The organism is Chryseobacterium sp. 1B4 (genome assembly GCF_036631475.1).
Taxonomy (GTDB): domain Bacteria; phylum Bacteroidota; class Bacteroidia; order Flavobacteriales; family Weeksellaceae; genus Chryseobacterium.
The window spans coordinates 742,805-759,579 of sequence record NZ_JAPNUF010000007.1 but is presented as its reverse complement, the minus strand read 5'-3'; the positions used below and the strand labels follow the sequence as shown (position 1 = coordinate 759,579).

General features: G+C 37.9%; 11 protein-coding genes and 3 pseudogenes. 7 read left to right on the top strand and 7 right to left on the bottom strand.

Features of this window, described 5'->3' with window-relative positions:
• Positions 1-57 precede the first annotated feature (57 nt).
• Complete coding sequence (pyrH, locus tag OWR28_RS13320; protein WP_002979821.1) at positions 58-765, top strand: UMP kinase; 708 nt, start codon at positions 58-60, stop codon at positions 763-765.
• A gap of 86 nt (positions 766-851) precedes the next feature.
• On the opposite strand, the gene OWR28_RS13315 is transcribed toward pyrH, so the two are convergent.
• Positions 852-2,213 (bottom strand): lipase family protein, encoded by a 1,362-nt coding sequence (locus OWR28_RS13315; protein WP_332387015.1) that lies wholly within the window; start codon positions 2,211-2,213, stop codon positions 852-854.
• Between the two features lie 765 nt (positions 2,214-2,978).
• Between OWR28_RS13315 and frr the strand changes: the two genes are divergently transcribed.
• A complete protein-coding gene (frr, locus tag OWR28_RS13310; RefSeq protein WP_002979817.1) occupies positions 2,979-3,533 on the top strand; it encodes a ribosome recycling factor in 555 nt (184 codons plus the stop codon).
• A gap of 210 nt (positions 3,534-3,743) precedes the next feature.
• Positions 3,744-4,805 (top strand): ketoacyl-ACP synthase III, encoded by a 1,062-nt coding sequence (locus OWR28_RS13305; RefSeq protein ID WP_332387014.1) that lies wholly within the window; start codon positions 3,744-3,746, stop codon positions 4,803-4,805.
• Between the two features lie 81 nt (positions 4,806-4,886).
• On the opposite strand, the gene OWR28_RS13300 is transcribed toward OWR28_RS13305, so the two are convergent.
• The 6 genes and pseudogenes from OWR28_RS13300 to OWR28_RS13265 all read right to left on the bottom strand — a co-directional run.
• Positions 4,887-5,492 carry a hypothetical protein gene (locus tag OWR28_RS13300; RefSeq protein ID WP_332387013.1) on the bottom strand — a complete coding sequence of 202 codons (606 nt, stop codon included), beginning with the start codon at positions 5,490-5,492 and terminating at the stop codon, positions 4,887-4,889.
• An 83-nt stretch (positions 5,493-5,575) separates the two neighbouring features.
• Positions 5,576-6,226 (bottom strand): hypothetical protein, encoded by a 651-nt coding sequence (locus OWR28_RS13295; protein ID WP_332387012.1) that lies wholly within the window; start codon positions 6,224-6,226, stop codon positions 5,576-5,578.
• Complete coding sequence (locus OWR28_RS13290) at positions 6,181-6,363, bottom strand: hypothetical protein (RefSeq protein ID WP_332387011.1); 183 nt, start codon at positions 6,361-6,363, stop codon at positions 6,181-6,183. Before OWR28_RS13290 ends, OWR28_RS13295 begins: the two co-directional genes overlap by 46 nt.
• 130 nt (positions 6,364-6,493) lie before the next feature.
• Positions 6,494-7,946: pseudogene (locus tag OWR28_RS27010) on the bottom strand (LptF/LptG family permease).
• A gap of 119 nt (positions 7,947-8,065) precedes the next feature.
• Complete coding sequence (gene lolA1, locus OWR28_RS13270; protein ID WP_332387007.1) at positions 8,066-8,713, bottom strand: outer membrane lipoprotein periplasmic chaperone LolA1; 648 nt, start codon at positions 8,711-8,713, stop codon at positions 8,066-8,068.
• A 65-nt stretch (positions 8,714-8,778) separates the two neighbouring features.
• Positions 8,779-11,335: pseudogene (locus OWR28_RS13265) on the bottom strand (DNA translocase FtsK 4TM domain-containing protein); the annotation flags it as partial.
• A gap of 405 nt (positions 11,336-11,740) precedes the next feature.
• Here OWR28_RS13265 and OWR28_RS13260 point away from each other — a divergent pair.
• From OWR28_RS13260 to OWR28_RS13245, 4 genes and pseudogenes are all read left to right on the top strand, one after another.
• The gene (locus OWR28_RS13260; protein WP_332387006.1) at positions 11,741-12,070 is read left to right on the top strand and encodes an isochorismatase family protein; all 330 of its coding nucleotides are present in this window, start codon (positions 11,741-11,743) and stop codon (positions 12,068-12,070) included.
• Positions 12,031-12,381 carry an isochorismatase family protein gene (locus tag OWR28_RS13255; protein WP_332387465.1) on the top strand — a complete coding sequence of 117 codons (351 nt, stop codon included), beginning with the start codon at positions 12,031-12,033 and terminating at the stop codon, positions 12,379-12,381. The genes OWR28_RS13260 and OWR28_RS13255 overlap by 40 nt, the downstream gene beginning before the upstream one ends.
• A 66-nt stretch (positions 12,382-12,447) precedes the next feature.
• A complete protein-coding gene (locus OWR28_RS13250) occupies positions 12,448-13,026 on the top strand; it encodes a Crp/Fnr family transcriptional regulator (protein WP_332387005.1) in 579 nt (192 codons plus the stop codon).
• 401 nt (positions 13,027-13,427) lie between these two features.
• Positions 13,428-16,693: pseudogene (locus OWR28_RS13245) on the top strand (cytochrome c biogenesis protein).
• The last annotated feature ends 82 nt before the right edge of the window (positions 16,694-16,775 follow it).

Genomic DNA, 16,775 nt, shown 5'->3' with positions numbered 1-16,775 from the left:
TTGCAAAATCAAATTCCTGGGAAACCAGTACTAATAAAAAGTTATTAAAAATAAAAGATGAAATATAAAAGAATCCTTCTGAAACTGAGCGGTGAGGCCTTAATGGGAAACAGACAATACGGTATTGACAATGAAAGACTGCAGGAATATGCTGCTGAGATCAAAAAAGTAGTTGACAAAGGGTGTGAAGTGGCGATCGTAATCGGAGGAGGAAATATTTTCCGCGGTGTTGCAGGAGCAGCAAAAGGAATGGACAGGGTGCAGGGAGATTATATGGGAATGCTGGCCACTGTAATCAACGGAATGGCTTTACAAGGAGCACTGGAAGATGCAGGAATCAAAACAAGACTTCAGTCTGCGATCGAAATGGATAAAGTAGCGGAACCTTTCATCAAAAGAAGAGCAGTAAGACACCTTGAAAAAGGAAGAGTAGTGATCTTCGGCGCAGGAACAGGAAATCCTTATTTTACGACTGATACGGCAGCTACATTAAGAGCTATCGAAATCGGTGCTGATGTGATCCTGAAAGGAACAAGAGTAGACGGAATCTATGACAGTGATCCTGAAAAGAATGCAGATGCTGTAAAATACAATTCATTATCTTTTGATGAAGTATTTGAGAAAAATCTTAAAGTAATGGATATGACTGCATTTACTTTGAGTCACGAAAACAAATTGCCAATCATTGTATTCGATATGAACAAAGATGGAAATTTAGAAAAAATTGTAGATGGTGAAAATGTTGGTACTCTTGTTGATTTATAATCAGGCTGTATCAATACAATAATATCAAAACACCTGTCATGGCGACTTAGCTTTGACAGGTGTTTTGGTTTATACTATAATTTTAATTATTCATTCACTTCAACATTCTGCTGGGTGATTTCCTGCTGAGCGGCCGCATAGCGAACAGAAATCCAGCCAATGATCTGATTGATTATTTTCATAATCATCTCAAATTTTGTAACAGCAGTTACTCCTGGTACAAGATTCACCTGTTGAGGCTGAGGTAATGGCTGCTGAAGGATAAGGCCGTTTACCTGAGGATAATCCGGACCAAAGGAAGGGATACCCGAGTACATATCTACGTGCTGTAAAAATAACTGGTACATATAATCATACAAAGACTGGGGTGGTGTATTGATGCTGACACCAGGTCCATCCGAGTTCTGAAGTTTACCCGGAAGTGACTGGTTCTGTATCCTTGTATACGTCACACCTGACAGGGAAGCATCAGCAAGAGCAATATTCTGCAAGGTATCTAATGTAAAGGCAGTAAGCCTGTCAGGAGATTGGCCATATATCGTTGCAATCTCTTCCAGATCTGCTGCCGGCCAGGCGTGAGGCACCACATCCAGATCGTTCCAGTGCATGGTGTTCCAGCTCTGATAATCTCCTGCCTGAGCCTGCCATCCGGCAGGTAACGGTGGAAATGAAGCATTGAACAGGCTGGCAAACGCCGCTTCACCCGGAGTAGGTCCGGCAGTAGGATATACCAGTGTTATCCCGAAAGCATCAAGATCTTTATTCTCTTTCAGATACAGGGCAAGGGTAGGCGATAGTGCTCCTGCAAGACTGTGTCCGCAAAAGATAATGGCTGTATCCGGATCCGGATTTAAACCGGCAAGGAACTGCTGGAGTGTGGTATTCGGTGATGCGGCTGTATCCGGGCTTATAAGTCCGAGAAGTATACCTACACCGGTAGCGGTTCCTTTTGAAATATAGGGATCAGTTCCATTGTATGGTGATGGTGTAAAACTGGAAGGATCATACGTCGTCCAGTTCACCACTTCGGATACTGAAAAATCTTCTGTTTCCCAGTCGTAGAGTGATGATGGATTGGTAGCTGCAATTGCCACAACGTAGGCAGGAACTGAAGGGCCTCCCGGAAATGCTACTGTGTCACATTGAGCTACATACAAAGCATTATCTGCAACCCCGGTAGGTTTACCATTTTCGTCGGTTTCTTCAATCAGAGCAGGACCCCAGACAAGATTCCAGCTTCCCAATACCGGAGTAACTGAAGGATCAGCTGTTGAGGGGCTGGTCTGATTCATTATTTTAACAGGAGGAACATTGTTGAAATAAAAAGATAAGTCATACTGAAGCTGTTGCTGTAACTCGGTGCCGGTACCATTGTAGCCTCCGGCACGGTTGGCAAGACCTGACATTGCAAAAACCTGTTGGTATGCGTCTAAAGATGGATTTGTCATGATGTGATAGGTTTAAATTAGTTTATAATCATTAAATATTGTCTTATCCAAGACTCTCTCCGGAATCATCTTTAAAAAGACATAGTAAAGGAAGCTATAAAAAACGATAGCACACAGAGTAGAAATAACCGAAATATCCTATAGGTATTTGTACCTGGAATTTTATATTTAAAAAGAATGAAAGCAAACTCCTTTTTTTAAAGAAAAGACAAGCGTACAAAATCTATGTGGAGATCAAGGAAAGATGCCAGTTCATGCAAAAGAAATTGTAAAAAATCTTTATAACTGTTTGTGATTCAATGATAATTCATCATTTAATGAGAGCGCTCAATGAATTTTCGGATTCAATGAATTTGTTAGGTGAGAAGTATAATGGTAACATGCCTAACATCTGCAAAGATTTACGGATGAAATCATTTCCGCAATGTAATTTCAAAAGTGGTGAAATGACGATTTACTCACATTTGAATTACGTCATAATTATTGATTAAAGTTCAAGCCTTCTCTTTGAGAGGGCTTTTTGTTATAAAGTAATTGCTGTAATAAAATAATTTTGCACAGTGTCCTATTTAAAAATATCAACGTTTTACAAAATACAGAATACAGTCTTACCAAAATATCGAAAACAATCATTATTTTTGCAGCACTGAATAGTAAAAATTCATGTAAAGTAATAAGAAACACTGATGTTTACGGCGTTTTTGGGCTTTAATGAGTATTCAGACTGATTAATAGATGTGTAATTTATCAAACTATACTATAATAATGGAAGAATTAGATCTTATATTAGAATCTGTAAAACAAGACATGGATGCAGCTGTAAAGCACCTGGATCACGCATTTCAAAGAATCAGAGCGGGACGTGCTTCTACAACAATGGTTCAGGATGTAATGGTAGAATATTACGGGGCTATGACTCCTATCAACCAGGTTGCGAATGTTTCTATTCCGGATGCCATGACCATCTCTATTCAGCCTTGGGACAGAACTGCAATCAATGCGATTGAAAAAGCGATCATCAATTCCAACTTGGGTTTTGCACCTTCCAACAACGGAGAAAATATCATCCTTAACGTTCCGCCTTTGACAGAGGAAAGAAGAAAAGAGCTTGCAAAGCAGGCAAAAGCTGAAGCTGAACAAACCAAAGTTACAGTAAGAAACGCAAGACAGGACGGTTTGAAAGAACTTAAAAAACTGGATGGAGTTTCTGAAGATGTTATTAAAGGTGTGGAAGAAGAAATCCAGACGTATACAGATAAATATGTAAAGCTTTGCGATGAGCATCTTAAGACAAAAGAAGCTGAAATTATGAAAGTGTAATTTTCAGTTTTGAAAATAAAATAATAAGAGAGGTTTCCGGAGGGAAGCCTCTTTTTTCTTGCTGTATTTGTTACCTGCTGTTCTTTTTTTAGTTTTTATAATGCAATACATTCTTGTTTCATACGATATTGATGAATATTTACGTTCATTCATTATATTTAATAAATAATCCTGAGCTCTGATTAAAGAACAGGTAACAAACTTATTATAATGATGACAAAAATTATCGGGGTAGGAAACTATATCCCATCGGAAACCATAACCAATTTATTTTTTGATAAACATGTTTTTCTTAATGAAGAAGGAGTCGTATTAAAAGAGAATAATGCTTCCATTACGGATAAGCTGAAAAAGATTACGGGTATTGAAGAAAGAAGGTATGCCGACAATACACAGGTTACTTCTGATCTTGGACATATTGCCGCAAAGAAGGCTATAGAAAATTCAGAAATTGATCCGGAAACTTTAGACTATATTATATTTGCCCACAACTTTGGGGATGTCCGTTTCGGAACGGTTCAGTCTGATATGGTGCCGAGCCTTGCTGCAAGGGTAAAACATCTGTTGGGAATCAGAAATAATTTCTGCGTGGCTTATGACGTTCTTTTCGGATGTCCGGGATGGATTGAAGGCGTAATACAGGCGCACGCATTTATTAAATCCGGTATGGCAAAGCGATGTCTGGTGATTGGGGCAGAAACCCTTTCCCGGGTGGTGGATATCCACGACAGAGACAGTATGATCTATGCCGACGGGGCAGGAGCAGCCGTTCTGGAAGTCAATAATGATGATGACTCCGGTATTAAAGCCCACTTATCCGCTTCCTATACATTTGAAGAAAAAGATTATCTGTATTTTGGAAAATCTTACAACAACGAAAGATGTCCTGATACCCGGTACATCAAAATGGATGGCAGAAAAATCTACGAATTTGCCCTGGTAAATGTTCCGGATGCCATGAAAAAATGTCTGGATAACAGTGGATATTCCATTGACCAGCTCGATAAGATTATTATTCATCAGGCGAATGAAAAAATGGATGAAGCCATTGTTAACAGGTTTTATCAGTTATATGGAAAACCGGTTCCGGAAAACATCATGCCTATGGTTATCCATAAACTTGGAAACAGCAGTGTGGCTACAATTCCTTCTTTGCTGACGATGATTTTACAGGACGAACTGGAACATCATAAAATTAACAAAAATGATATAGTACTCTTTGCTTCCGTAGGAGCCGGGATGAATATTAATGCTTTTGTGTATCAGTTTTAAAATATATAAAAGAGATTGGCTCAAAGGCCGGTCTCTTTTGTTTTTATAAACATTGTATGGAGCTTTTCTGGTCTTTATGTTTTAATAAAGATTGGTAGCTCTTAAGGATTTCTTCCACATTACACTGGACTTCTTTTCCTGGAATTGTATCCGGAGCTGTTTTTTCCTTCTGATCCGATTTGATGCTGTATTTTTTTCAAGACATTTCAACGGCTGGTTATTCTGAAGATAAATACGGGTTTCTGTAATATCATCTTTGGTAACCGGTTTTTCAGGAGTACCACCGTCAAAATTCCATACGGTTTCCTGCCTGAAAACAAAGAATAGTTTTCCGTCTTTGATAAAATACTTTTCAGATGCCGAAAAATGACTGTGTTCTGCATAAAAATGTTCTATTACTTTAATTTCATCCTTGTCAGAATAAAAAATAACTTCCCCCGAAGGTTCATCATGGCAGTCATAACTGAATTTTGAAGAATTCAGCTGTTTAGCTTCCAGTTGAGCCTGGAGCACAGCATATTCTTTTTTGATCTGATCAATAGGGTTTTGTGCTGTATTTGTTTTTACTGGATCCTTTTTTACAACAGAACTATCTCTGGAAATGGATTCTCTCGGGACGATTTTATCTTTTTCATTTTTACAGGAAACAAAAAGAAGCAGGCTTGCTGTCAGAACTAGAATTTTCATAGAATGAATGGTTTGGCGGTGATTAAAAATACAAAAATTTTAATGGCATAAAAAAGGCTTTCAACAGAAAGCCTTATATTGTTTTATTTACAGTTTTCGTTATAATCATAAACAACTTCATTGATTATTGAAAGTTTATCTACTGTGGCATTGCTGATTTCATCCCGGATAAATTTCCCAAAACCGGATCTTTTCTTTTCTTCATTTTTCAGGGAACCATATTCTCCTTTTGCTATTTTTGCTTTTACATAAGGACAGTCTGCCAGTATAATTTTGGCCTTTGCCGGAGTCAGTTCTTCTACTTTTCCTCCCTTTTTTGAAAATATATAGTTAGGATTTTCTCTTAACCGGTCTGTTTCTGCCTGTGAGATAGCCTGTGTACTGTTTGCAGAAAGAGCTGTAGGGTAGCCGTAAAGTTTATACACTGTGATTTTCCCTTCCGTTACCACTTCTGCAAACTGTTCCGTTCTCGAAAGATTATTGATCGCCTTGAAGCCTGCAGCAAGCCCTGTTGAGCTTTCGGAACTGTTTAAAGCCTCTCTCATGTTGGAATATTTTACAGATTTAAAAACCCTGGGAGTATCACCTTCATACAGCATATATTCCTTGATATCGTCAGTATCATACGTTTTAAACTTAATCCTGTTTTTTACTTTGTCGATATCAGCAACGGAAGCAAATTTTACTTTTAACTGGTTTTGCCACGGGCTGGAATAGCCGCCATGCAGATGCACAACCCCTTCAATTTTTTTCCGGCTTTATTAATGATGTATCCGTATTTTTCACCGTTGTAGGTGCCGTTCTCTTCATCCTGGGCATAAGCATTCAGAGAGACAAGGCTGAATAAGCCAATAAGTAGTAATTTCTTCATGGTTCTGTTTTAAGTTTCCACAAATATAATTTTTTATATTCAAAACAGCAGGAAATGAAGTATTTTAAAAGCAATCAGCAAAAAAGCTCCGGAAATTCTCCGAAGCTTTTTATTGATATTGATATCAGGATTATTGATACCTCTGATGTTCTTTACTTTTTGTAAACCTTTTGGTGATCGGTTTGAATAATGCTTTGTACTTTTCTGCATCAAACAGTTGTGAGTCTGTAAGCGCCTTATACGTCATCCACACTCCGAAGGGAAGAAGGATAAGGTTAGGGAGCCAGGCGGCAAGATAAGGATTCATTTTTCCGCTCCATGACATGTTTTCCACCCCAACATTCATTACATAAAAGATAATGAAAATAACAATAGCGATGATTACCGGAAGTCCCATTCCTCCTTTTCTGATGATGGATCCTAAGCTCGACCCGATCAGGAAGAAGATAATACAGGTTACCGAGTACGCAACGATTCTTTGCTGATAAATCACAACTTTACTGAAGTATTTTACATTGGAACTGTATTCATTCTTTTTAGATTCCAGTGTAGACTTAAGGTTATCCAGCCTGTTGTAGGAATTATAAATGATTTCAAGTTTTTTTCACCTTTTACTGTATCCAGCTTGATCTGGGTTTTAGGAGCTACCTTATGTTTATTACCTTTATCCATGTAAGTAATAACAGAATTGGTCTGATTAAGGACTTCAGAGCCTATATTATCAAAGAACTGCTTATTGTCTTTCTTGGTTTTGGTAATCGTTCCGTCCAGCTGGTTGTACGTCTGGAAACGATAGTCGTCCGTAATCTGTTCCTTTTCGATCGCCTTATTGATTATTTCACTGATGTCAAAGTGGGAAACCAGTGTGTCAAACTTAATGGCCTGGTCGGGTTGTTTCTGTCTTACATTATCTCCTTTTCCGGCAAAAGCGTCTTCAAATACGTATCCGTTATACAGCACAAGCTTTAGATAATTCTTGTTAGCGGCAGGAACAAATTTTCCTTTTTCTGCTACAACAGATTGCTGGTTTTCGTAAGCATTGGCTTTTTTATGAACAAAAACGCCTTCAATATTTTCTCCGTTTTCCCCGTAGATTTTGTCAAACTTCACCATATAGCCGGGAATCTGATCGATAAACTGTCCCGGAGTAAAGTTGATAGCCGGTTTTGTCTGGGCAATATTGAAAAGCATGTTTTTAGCTTTCTTCTGAAAATCCGGGATGATATTATTGGAGAAAAAACAGCATAATAGCAAGTGCTGTTGAAATTCCCAGGAGGAGTCATTACTCTGGTCAAAGGAATTCCTGCTGCTTTCATTGCCGCAAGCTCATAACGTTCTCCAAATTCACCGAAAGACATAATGCTTGCCAGGAGGATGGTAAGCGGAAGAACCATACTGATAACGTTCACCCCAAGATAAAAAAGAAGTTTGAGGATCTGCCAGTAGCTTAATCCTTTTCCCATAAACTGCCCCAACTGAACCCAGATAATGTTTACAATAAAAATGAAAAACAATACGCTGAATATAAAGAAAAACGGTCCAAAGAAGGTTTTTATGATATATCGGTCTAGTATTTTTAACATGCGCCAAAATTAATCAAAAAGCCACAAAGTTTACTTGTGGCTTTTTATATTTTGTTATTTTTTTACACTAAATTGTAAAAATGCAAATTTGCAGATGAGCAGCTTTGCTTTTTACCATTCTAAAGTTCTGTAATAATGTAGTTTTTGAATTTATTCTTGTCAAAAACAAACATATTGGGATCCAGCTCCTGGTTTTCTTTGTATTCCTTAATAGCGATTACTGCAACATCTTTGTTGGTTCCGTGCTGTTCAAGTTTTACCATTTGCTTTTTCGCTGAATCTACAAAAAGGTAAACATACTTTATACCGTTTGATTTTACCGGGGTCAGTTTGATAAAGTCAGCGTTAACGCCGTTTACCATTTTCTTACCGTTGTAGGTTACATTATAATCGTTTCTGTAGGTTGTAAGATAATTGATAGGGGAGAACATGGTACTGCTTCCGTTAGGTTTGGCAATGGTTACTTCCATATCATCAGCGTTGATATTGTAAATTTTGCTTCCGTCGAAGATCTGTTCTGTATCCATGATCTTCAGTTTGTATTTTTCTCCGGCCACATAATAAATACCAGGTTCTGTTTTTGTCACCTGTCCGTTAAGACCGCTTCCAAAAGAAAATTTGAAGTAAGAATTCTTTTTAGAATTGTAGTTGGCTGTAATATCATCCAATATCTTTTTAGCTTTAGCATCAATCTTCTGAGCATTGGCCATTCCTACTGCACCTACAACAAAACTTCCTAATATAACTTTTGAAATAATATTTTTCATTTTCTTAATTTAATAATCTTTAGACATTCTTAATTTTAAAAGGTTAAATCACCGATTTTCCTTTAGCTACGCAGATCTTCCAAAAACTGTTCCAAAGAATGCAGATCACTGATCAGTACCTCTCTAGCTTTAGCTCCGTTAAAGCCTCCCACAATACCGCTTGCTTCAAGCTGGTCCATAATTCTTCCGGCTCTGTTGTAACCCAGTTTCAACTGTCTCTGAAGCATTGATGTAGACCCCTGCTGCGTAGAGACAATAATTCTTGCGGCTTCCTCAAACAGGGCGTCTTTTTCATTCGGATCAAAAGCTCCTACTGAACTTGTTGAGTCTTCAGAAACATATTCAGGGAGCAATAAAGCTGAAGCATATCCTTTCTGTTCTCCGATAAATTCTGCCAGTCTTTCCACTTCCGGAGTATCTACGAAAGCACACTGAAGCCTTAAGATCTCGTTTCCGTTGAAATAAAGCATATCTCCTTTACCAATCAGCTGATCCGCTCCCGGAGAGTCAAGAATCGTTCTGGAGTCTACGCTGGAGATTACCCTGAAGGCAGCTCTTGCCGGGAAGTTGGCTTTGATCATACCTGTAATAACGTTCACAGAAGGTCTTTGTGTTGCCACGATAAGGTGAATACCTACGGCTCTGGCAAGCTGTGCAAGTCTGGCAATCGGTAATTCAACTTCTTTTCCTGCGGTCATGATCAGATCGGCAAACTCATCCACTACCAGTACAATATAAGGTAAGTAACGGTGTCCGTTTTCAGGATTTAATTTTCTTTCTGCAAATTTCTTATTGTATTCTTTAAGGTTTTTACAGAAAGCATTTTTAAGAAGGTCATATCGGGTATCCATTTCAATACACAGAGAGTTCAGTGTATTGATTACTTTATTGGTATCTGTGATGATTGCTTCTTCTGCATCAGGAAGTTTGGCAAGGTAATGTCTTTCAATTTTTGAATATAATGAAAGTTCCACTTTTTTAGGATCCACCATTACGAACTTCAGTTCACTTGGGTGCTTTTTATAAAGAAGGGAAGTAAGGATGGCATTAATCCCTACAGATTTACCCTGACCCGTTGCTCCTGCCATCAGCAAGTGTGGCATTTTTGAAAGGTCAGCCATGAAAATTTCATTGGAAATGGTCTTCCCGAAAACCACCGGAAGATCCATATCTGTATTCTGGAACTTCTGGGAAGCAATTACAGAACGCATAGAAACCATCGTAGGATTTTTTCTTGGTACTTCAATACCGATTGTCCCTTTTCCCGGCATTGGAGCAATAATTCTGATTCCCAATGCAGAAAGGTTCAACGCGATATCATCCTGCAGCTTTTTAATGGCTGCTACCCTGATCCCTGCTTCCGGAACAATTTCGTATAAGGTAACAGTAGGACCGATTGTTGCTTTGATCTCTGCAATTCCAACGTTGAAATTTTTCAGAAGCCCTACGATTTTATTTTTATTTTCTTCTAATTCTTCTTTATTGATGGAGATTTCTTCATTACCGTAATCTTTCAGCAAATCTACAGGCGGCATCTGGAAGTTAGCCAGATCCAGCTTGTGGTCATATAAACCATGCTTTTCTACCAGATCCTGGGATTTTTTTCAGAATCATCCAGAATATCAATAACGGGAGCTACTTCTACATTAAACTTAATATCTTCCTGCACCTGGGAACCTGTAATAACAGAAGACGGAGCAGAAGGTCTGATATCAAATGCTTCCTCCGGAGTTGATACCGGAACAGCTGGTTTTGCAGACAGGTTTAAACTTACCGGTTCAGAAATATTGCCCGGATTCGTATCAAAAGTATCAAAAGAAGTGTGGTTTGGAGTGGTAATGGTTTCTATATCTGAAGAAACGGGAACTTCAGGAAATCCTTTCGGAACACTTACCGGCTCCGGCTCTTTTCTTACATTCATTGAATTATTGGAAGTGTTATTGGTAACATCACTTACCGTAACACGGGGAGCTTCTTCTTTTTCTTCTTCTGTTTCCTCTGCTTCTTCTTTCAGTTCCTCATCCGCTTCGAAGTCTTCATTAGAGTCCGGCATCATAGATTTTACTTTTCCAATCGTATTTTCATTGATTTTATCCAGTTTTGCTTTGATTGAACTTGGGCGAAGATTAAATTCAAGGATAAAATATAACAGGATACTTGCTGCCAGTACGGTCCAAAGACCTACGGCTCCGATGATGGAATTAAGATAATCCATAATCTGATATCCATAGACCCCTCCTAAAACACCCTGTCCTTTAGTAAGTGCTCCCATGAAAATAGGAAGCCAGCAGATAAAAAACAACGAATGCCCAATGGTTTTCCATGGTTTGAATATTTTCTTCTTAAGAATCAGTGTACCTACTACAAGCAGCAAAAATGCGATGATAAATGAGGCAATGCCAATACTTTCAAAAATGAAAATATTCCCAAGCCAGTCACCCACCTTACCAAAGATATTGGAAGATTTTATACTCTTGTCCAGCATTGTGCCTGCCTGGCTTTGGTCTGCTTTCCAGTTCATCAGGTAAGAGATGAATGAGAATGCAAGAACAGCTGATAAAAGTATAAAGGTAAGCCCGAAAAAATACGTGGCTTAGATAAAATTCTGCCTTTTTCAGGCATTTCAGTCGGTTTTTTTGTGTCTTTTTATCCATAATATCAATGTCGCAAATTTAATGTTTTATTCAACATTAAATGAATCTTTTTTATCCAAAAAACATTTGGATAATCCAGCTTTTATAAAGGGGATCTAAAATTTTTACTCAAAAATTATTTTATGTTATGATACGATAAAATAAGGTTATTTTTTTTGCTTATCCAAATCTGGTACCGTTAAATACTATTAATTGATTATAATTTGTTTTTCTTTAAAAAAGATAATAAAATTTTCGATTTGAATACATATAGCTGAAAAAAATAGCAATATTGGAAATCAGGTTGATATTATAATATGCCAACCGTGTTTTTTGAACTAGTTCAAAGGCCGGCAGCTGAAGCCTGAGTAATTTTGTCTCATAAGATGTATACATGAAAAACAGATTCAAAACGATTCTGACCTCAGGTCTGATATTGATTTCAATGATTACAATGAACGCACAAAAACAAAAAATGGAAAACACGGCATTATTAATTATCGATGTACAGAATGATTATTTTCCGGGTGGAAAAATGGCCCTGGATAAGTCTGAACAGGCTGCAGAAAATATCCGGAAAATATTAGACTATTTCAGGGAAAATAACCTTCCTGTTATTCACATCCGGCATATTTCCACTAACGAAGGGGCTGCTTTTTTCTCCCGGATACAGATGGGGCTAAAATCAATAATTGGGTTTTACCGCAGGAGAATGAAAAAATAATTACCAAACATTTTCCCAACAGTTTCAGGGAAACTGAACTTATGAACTACCTTCAGTCAAAGAAAATTAAAAATCTTGTAATTACAGGAATGATGACGGACGTATGTGTGGATGCCACCACCAGAGCTGCCTTTGATTTAGGATTTGGCAATACGGTTATCGGTGATGCTACAGCAACCCGAAACCGTGAACTGAATGGTGAAGTGATAAACGCAGCAGAGGTTCAAAAATCTTTTTTAGCCGGAATTTCAGCTCTTGGAAATCTCTATGCCCATATAATCAATACCAATGATTTCTTAAAAGGAAAATAACTTAACTTAACGTAGATTTATAAAGGTGTCAATAATTTTGATACCTTTATTTTGTTTAATAATTCTATGTCCGATTTACTTTTTAGAAATATCAGTCAATACATCAATCTTTCAGAAGAGGATTTCCAGCAGTTTGTAAAACCTTTTGAACTTAAAACGTTTAAAAAGAAAGAAGTTGTTCTCCAAGAAGGTGATTACTGTCTTTTTGAAGGTTTTGTACTGAGTGGCTGCTTTAAAATCTATTATCTTAACGAAAAAGGTTTTGAGCAAACCTTATATTTTGCTGTTGAAGGCTGGTGGATTACAGATATAGACAGTCTTATCAATAATGTTCCCAGTATTCTGAATATTGAAACTCTTGAAGACAGTGAAGTGCTTATGATTTCTAAAAAAGATAAAGAAAATCTGTACGAAACAATGCCAGAGATAGAAAAGCTTTTCAGGATTATGAATCAGAAATCTTCGGTAGCGCTGCAGAGGAGAATTCTTTCCTTAACAGGTAAAACGGCTGATAAAAGATATCTCGAATTTCTTGAAAAGTATCCGGGACTGGAACAGAGAATTACCCAGCAGCAGGTTGCTTCCTATCTGGGAATTACCCATGAATTTTTAAGCAAAATAAGAAAGAAAATTTCAAGCCAATGAATTGAATATGAATATTTTTTATTTTTGAAATAACACCTTTCCTCGCTTTTTATACTTTGCTCCCAATCCTGTATTGAATATCGGGATATTCACTTGGGAATATCACTGAAAACATCCGTTATATACCATGAATGCACAAATCAATAAAGAATTGTTAACGCATTTTTTTCAGAGGTTTTAAAAATAAGAGATAAATTTTAAATAGAATGCTTCGATTACCCGGATAGGTAATATGAATCTGAATTATGAGGTTTTTAAAAATTGAATTTTCCTTAATGTTTTCAGGCTTATTAAGAATGTTTCAAAATAAGCAAAACAGGGATCAAAGTGACAAAAAACAGCTTTTTTTAAGCTCTTTGTGGTTTATCATGCTTATTTTTGCATGTCAAGTACAATAAATCATGAAGAAGCTCCAAGATATTCTTATCTCAACCAGGACAATGGCTGTATTGTTGCTGGTGTACGCATTTGCGATGGCTTATGCAACGTTCTTAGAAAACGACTACGGAACTCCTACAGCAAAAGCATTAATTTATGAGGCCAAATGGTTCGAACTGATCATGGTCCTGCTTATTCTTAACTTCATAGGAAATATCGGAAGATACAGACTTTGGAAAAAGGATAAATGGCCGGTTCTTGTTTTCCACCTTGCCTTTGTTTTCATTTTTATCGGAGGTGCTATCACAAGATACATCAGTTTTGAAGGGACTATGCACATCAGAGAAGGTGAAACGTCCAACGAAATTGTAACGGATAAAAATTTCTTTAAAATCCAGATTGAGGAAAAAGGAGATGTTCTTAACTATCAGGACGTTCCTTATCTGATGTCGCCGTTACACAAAGATTTCCAGGCAACTTATGACTTCCACGGAAAAGAAGTGAAAGTATTTGCAAAGGAATACATTCAGAGAAAAAGACAGCCTTGTTGCGGAACCAAACGGTACAGAGTATCTTCATCTTGTTTCTACCGGAAATACAGGAAGACAGAATATTTACATCAAACCCGGTGAAACAAAATCGATCAACGGAACTTTGGTGACTTTCAACAGAGCGATTGACGGCGCTGTTGAATTCAAAAATGAAGGCGGAAAATTATTCATCAAAACTCCTGTAGATGCGAGCTATATGACCATGGCTACCCAGGCAACAGGAACTACTGTAAAAGATGAATTCCAGCCGCTGGCATTAAGAAGTTTATATACCATCAACGAACTGAAGCTAGTAGTTCCTGAAGGTCTTAAAAAAGGAAGGCTGATGGCCATTGAAGGTGACAGAAAAAAGATGCAAACGTACCGGATATGCTTCAGGTTGAGCTTCAGGGACCAAAAACAAAGCAGCTGGTAGATCTTTCTGTTGAAAAAGGAAACCCGAATGCTTACAAGCAGGTTACGATGGATGGATTAAACATTATGGTAGGTTTCGGACCTAAAATATACAACACCCCTTTCGCCTTGAAACTGGATGACTTCGTAATGGAAACTTACCCGGGAAGTTCGTCTCCAAGTGCTTACGAAAGTCATGTGAAAATCATTGATGAAGGTAAAGAAACTCCTTATAAAATCTATATGAACCACGTTCTTAACCATAAAGGATACCGTTTCTTCCAGTCAAGCTTTGACCCGGACAGAATGGGGACAGTTCTTTCTGTAAACCACGATTACTGGGGAACTTTGATTTCTTATATCGGATACGGACTTTTATTCTTAGGGATGTTTGTCATCTTCTTCTGGAAAGGAACCCACTTCTGGAAATTAAATAAAATGCTGGCTGATGTTAATAAAAAGAAAGCAGCCGGTATGCTTTTATTGTTCTTAAGTTTAGGCTTACATGCACAGAAAATTGAAACTCACGGAACAACTGATGGAAGCAGAGAGCACATCCATGTAGAAGGTGATAACCACACTCATGCTCCGGCTCCGTCTGCCCAGCCGCTTGATGGTGCTGCTCCAAAACAGAATTCACTGGCAACTCCAATGGGGAAAATGAGAATGATTTCTCCGGATGAGATCATTGCAAGGAATAAAATCAGTAAAGAACATGCTGATAAATTCGGATATCTTTTGGTACAGAATTATGAAGGAAGAATTGTTCCGATCAATACTGAAGCACTGGATATTTTAAGAAAATTATACAAAAAAGATGAATTCAAAGGAACAGATGGTAAGTATCTTACTGCCAATCAGTGGTTCCTTTCTATCAATACAGACACCCCAAGCTGGACAATGGTTCCGATTATTAAAGTAGGAACTAAAGGAGGAGATGAGCTGAAGAATAAAACAAAAGCTGATGAAGACGGATATACATCACTGATGAACCTTTTCCCAGCGGATGCCAACGGTAACCTTACCTATATTCTGGAGCACGACTACAATACGGCATTCCGTAAGAAACCGGCTGAACAAACGAATTATGATAAAGAAGTTATTGCTGTAAACGAAAGGGTACAGATTTTCAATGAGTTCTTCAGTGGTCAGTTTATGAGAATTGTTCCTGTGAAAAATGATGCGAACCATACATGGCACTCATGGCTGGATCAGAAATTCGAACCGGATATGGAATCTCAGCAGGTAATGGGGCCTTACTTCGCAGAAGCCCTTACTGCTCAAAAACCGGCGACTGGAGTAAAGCAGATGCTGAATTGGCAAAGCTTTCAGAATATCAGCAGAAATGGGGTAAAGCAGTAGTTCCTGCAAAATCCAAGGTCGATCTTGAAGTATTCATGAATAAAGTAGATATTAACTTTAAATTGTTGATTTTCTACACGCTTATCGGAGGACTTCTTCTGATCTTAGGTTTTGTTGAATTATTCAAACCAAATAAAGTATTAAACAAGGTCATTAAAGTAATCATTGCAATTGGTTTAATCGGGTATCTGTGCCATTTCTTAGGACTTGTTGCAAGATGGTATATCTCAGGACATGCTCCATGGAGTAACGGGTATGAAGCAATTATCTTTATCTCATGGGTTGGGATTACGGCAGGTCTGATCCTGTACAGAAATGCCAATGCTTTGATCCCGGCAGCCGGGTTCATGGTAGCGGTTATCATGATGGGATTTGCACACGGAGGTTCAGCGCTTGATCCACAGATTACACCACTGGTTCCTGTTTTAAAATCTTACTGGCTGATTGTGCACGTAGCGATTATTACCTCCAGTTACGGATTCTTTGCACTGTCGATGATTATTGCTGTCATCTCTTTGGTATTTTATATTATCTCTAATAAAGAAACGTATAAAATCCACCATGATACAACACTGAAAGAATTGGTCATTGTTTCTGAAATGTCATTAACCATCGGATTGTTTGCATTAACGGTAGGTAACTTTTTGGGAGGAATCTGGGCAAACGAATCATGGGGAAGATACTGGAGCTGGGACCCGAAAGAAACCTGGGCTTTTATTTCCATCATGGTATACGCATTTGTACTGCACATGAGATTGGTACCGGGATTAAGAAGCAGATGGGCATTCCACGTAGCAACGATGTTTGCATTCTGCTCAATGGTAATGACATATTTCGGAGTAAATTATTACCTGAGCGGACTTCACTCATACGCAGCAGGGGATCCGGTACCGGTGCCGGCATGGGTATACATCGGAATCTCAACAATGATCATTTTATCAGCTGTTTCTTATTGGAAGTTTAAAACTTTAACGAAGAAATAAAAATCTGAATATAAAATTAAAATCCCGGAATTCATGTTCCGGGATTTTTTTCCTGTTCATTCAGCAAAATAAGGTAAGATCC

Bases quoted from the DNA above. Each gene is read 5' to 3' on its own strand.
- pyrH (WP_002979821.1), top strand. From the start codon at position 58: ATGAAATATAAAAGAATCCTTCTGAAACTGAGCGGTGAGGCCTTAATG.
- OWR28_RS13315 (WP_332387015.1), bottom strand. From the start codon at position 2,213: ATGACAAATCCATCTTTAGACGCATACCAACAGGTTTTTGCAATGTCA.
- frr (WP_002979817.1), top strand. From the start codon at position 2,979: ATGGAAGAATTAGATCTTATATTAGAATCTGTAAAACAAGACATGGAT.
- OWR28_RS13305 (WP_332387014.1), top strand. From the start codon at position 3,744: ATGATGACAAAAATTATCGGGGTAGGAAACTATATCCCATCGGAAACC.
- OWR28_RS13300 (WP_332387013.1), bottom strand. From the start codon at position 5,492: ATGAAAATTCTAGTTCTGACAGCAAGCCTGCTTCTTTTTGTTTCCTGT.
- OWR28_RS13290 (WP_332387011.1), bottom strand. From the start codon at position 6,363: ATGAAGAAATTACTACTTATTGGCTTATTCAGCCTTGTCTCTCTGAAT.
- lolA1 (WP_332387007.1), bottom strand. From the start codon at position 8,713: ATGAAAAATATTATTTCAAAAGTTATATTAGGAAGTTTTGTTGTAGGT.
- OWR28_RS13260 (WP_332387006.1), top strand. From the start codon at position 11,741: ATGAAAAACAGATTCAAAACGATTCTGACCTCAGGTCTGATATTGATT.
- OWR28_RS13250 (WP_332387005.1), top strand. From the start codon at position 12,448: ATGTCCGATTTACTTTTTAGAAATATCAGTCAATACATCAATCTTTCA.